The organism is Frankia sp. CcWB2 (assembly GCF_977927585.1).
The window spans coordinates 1,468-4,538 of record NZ_CDWRCM010000013.1; the positions used below are offsets into that span (position 1 = coordinate 1,468).

At 68.7% G+C, this 3,071-nt stretch carries 3 protein-coding genes and 1 pseudogene; all 4 read right to left on the minus strand.

Annotated elements, in window-relative coordinates; translation table 11 throughout:
• On the minus strand, positions 1–675 hold a 675-nt coding region (locus ACY45C_RS02835), incomplete at its 3' end, for a DUF2786 domain-containing protein (RefSeq protein ID WP_462186106.1).
• A 222-nt stretch (positions 676–897) separates the two neighbouring features.
• On the minus strand, positions 898–1,869 hold the full coding sequence (gene mutM / locus ACY45C_RS02840) for a bifunctional DNA-formamidopyrimidine glycosylase/DNA-(apurinic or apyrimidinic site) lyase (RefSeq protein ID WP_462186107.1): 972 nt from the start codon (positions 1,867–1,869) through the stop codon (positions 898–900).
• A gap of 132 nt (positions 1,870–2,001) precedes the next feature.
• Positions 2,002–2,814: a ribonuclease III gene (gene rnc, locus ACY45C_RS02845; RefSeq protein ID WP_462186108.1), complete on the minus strand. Its 813-nt coding sequence runs from the start codon at positions 2,812–2,814 to the stop codon at positions 2,002–2,004.
• Positions 2,811–3,071 (minus strand): annotated as a pseudogene (locus tag ACY45C_RS02850) (phosphate starvation-inducible protein PhoH); the annotation flags it as partial. The pseudogene ACY45C_RS02850 and the gene rnc, both read right to left, overlap by 4 nt.

Consider the following 3,071-nt stretch of genomic DNA (forward strand, 5'->3'; position numbering starts at 1 on the left):
GCTCCCGGAGAGCTGGCGTGTCCTTGGCGCTCGCAACCTGGGGTAGACGCTTGCCAGGTGCGCATCCACCCGCTGGCTTCGATTCGCCAGGACGACGCCCACCGACGGCGTCGTCGAGGGCCCGTCTGATCCGTTCTCCCGGGTCTGCTTCTGCTGGGTCTGCGCCCGCTCCCGGGCCATCCGCTCCGTCCTGGTCAGTCTCTCCGCCACCGCCACCGCGAAGCCGGCCATCCACGACCGACGAAACGCCCGCGGGTCCTCCCGGCGTGGCGGACGGGCGAGAGCCAACCCCTGTGCCTGCTGGACCAGCAACGAGGTAAACAACATCTGCACGCGGTGGATATCCGCATCCATCCCGAACAGATGAGCGGAGTGCCCCGTCCCCACTGCACGCTGCTCGGTCCGGTACACGAGCCGGCAACCAAGCGGTGCGGCAATGCCCGCGAGCAACGAGATCTTGTCCCGGGCATAGGGCGAATCGACGGCCACCACCAGGTCAGCCGCCTCGACGCGGTGCGGCGACGCCTCCTCGACCAGCGCGCGGTCGATCCCGTACTGGGCGATCAGCTCGGCTGCCTTGCTGTTATAGGTTTCGCGGGCGGCTTCGCTCAGCCCCTCCGCCTCCGCCATCGCCAACAGCTTCCGTATACGACCGAGCAGGGCATCCGGATTCATCGCGCCTCCGTCCATGTCGCGTCGGGGGCAGGCCAGCCAACCGACGTGTCGGATGACGCCTCACCGATCCCGGCAGCCCGGTCTCGGCCCTGGACGAGGCGATAACTGTGAACGCCGCGGCAGGTCTGGCTCCCCACCGACTATCGCGGACGCCACGCCCGGCACCCCACCCGAGAGCCGCAGGCACCCGAGAGTCGCGGGATTCGAACGTGTGATCGAACCTTACCATCTGGCCCGCCCTGGGTGCGGCTGGCAGGTGGGGCAGGTGAAGCTCGACCGGTTCATGAAAGCGTCCCGGCGCACCGCGTCTCCGCATCGTGTGCACGGCCGACCCGCACGGCCGTACACCTGTAGCGACCGTTCGAACAGCCCGCTGACTCCGTCCGCCGACACGTACAGGCGGTCGAAGGACGTACCGCCCGCCTCGAGAGCCGCGGTCATCACCGTCCGCGCGCAATCCAGCAGCCTGCCGACCTCCGCCCGAGTGAGGGTCTCGGTCGGCCGCGCGTAGTGCAGCTTCGCGGCCCACAGGGCCTCGTCCGCGTAGATGTTCCCGACCCCGCTGACAAGTGTCTGATCGAGCAGGGCCCGCTTCACGCCGGTACGGCGTCGACGCATCCTCTCCGTGACGAGACGCTCGTCGAAGGCGAGGTCCAGGGGATCCCTGGCGATGTGCGCGACGGGAGCAGGCAGATCCGCTTCCCCCACCGCGACCGCCAGGCCACCGAAGGTACGTTGATCCACAAATCGCAGTTCGCGTCCTCCGTCCGTGAAGACGAACCGGATCCGCAGATGCTTCTGGTCGGGGGTGGCGGGTGGAACGACGAGCAACTGTCCGCTCATCCCGAGATGGGCGATCAGCGCATCCCCCTGGGCCGGATGACCTGGGGGCAGGGCAGGCGGAGACATCTCGGCCAGCACGGCAGCTGATTCCTCCTCCGGTGGTTCTTCTGGAACCACCGGAGCGCACGCCGCATGGTCTACCGGCGGCTGAAGCACCAGCCACAGATACTTGCCGCGACGTCGTGCCGCCGTTATCCGGCGGCCGACGAGCAGCGCCGAGAAGTCGGCGGCACCGGCCAGATGACGGCGCACCGCACGAGGATGGTGGACGTCAACCGATGCGATGACGCGACCGACGACACCACGTTCCAGACCGCGGCGAACAACCTCTACTTCGGGGAGTTCTGGCATGATCTCCGGTCATCGGGCCGGGTCAGTGGGATGACACCGGACCCTCGACGTGGCTCGATGAATCTGTCGCCACCACTGAGCCTGTCGCCACCACTGAGGAAGCGAATCGAGGCAACGGGTGATCATCCGCTCTCACGGGCCCGAGACCCGATCGTGATCGAGGCCGCCGATGGCGGACTTCTCGTGATCTCCGCCGACGACATCCACGCCCGAACCGTCCTCCCGCCCCAGGGCCGACCGTTCCTCGAGAACCGCGAAAGCCGCGGCGGCCGCCCGCTGCTCAGCCTCCTTCTTACTTCCCCCTTCGCCCTCGCCCAGTGGCTCTCCCGCGATCCTCGCGTAGGCGGTGAACCGCTTCGCGTGGTCCGGACCGGCCTCCTCGACGACATATTCAGGCGGTCCGAGAGCCAGCACCGCCGTCTGTTCCTGCAGTGAGGTCTTCCAGTCAAGCCCTGCGCCCCGGCCGGCGGCCTCGTCCAGCAGGGGATCGAAGAGACGGTGCACGAAACCGGAGGCCACGTCGAAGCCTGAGGACAGATAGACCGCCCCGATGATGGCCTCGAGGGTGTCGGCGAGAATGCTCGCCTTGTTGCGCCCCCCGGTGGTCTCCTCCCCCCGGCCCAGCAGTAGGTACGGACCGAGCCCGGTGGGTCCGATCCCCCGTGCCACGTCCGCGAGAGCCCGCATGTTCACAACCGAGGCCCGCTGCTTGGCGAGCTGCCCCTCGGGAAGATCCGGGTGGCGGATGAACAATGCCGCCGTCACCACCAGACCAAGCACCGCATCGCCCAGGAACTCCAGGCGTTCGTTGGTGGGCAGGCCGCCCTTCTCGTAGGCGTAGGAGCGGTGGGTGAGTGCGCGGTCGAGCAGCTCGGGGTCGATGGCGACCTCGAGTACCTCGATCAGGCCGTCCCGCGGCGGCGGGGGTGGCAACTGGCGGGTCATCCGACCAGCCCGGCCAAGGCCCGGCGATGCGCCACCAAGGTCGCCATCGCCGCTCGGGTCCGAGAAGCCAGGTCCACACGGACCGCGGCCGACGCCGCCCTCAGCGCCGCGAGCAGCCCGACTGCCTGGCTGTCGCCGGCTTCACCCGGCGCCCGCTCCGCGTGGACCGCGACACCATCGACCCCCAGCACGATCGTTCCCCCCCGCACATCAGGATCTTCCAACGTTCCCCATCCCGGATCCAGACCGGCCCTGGG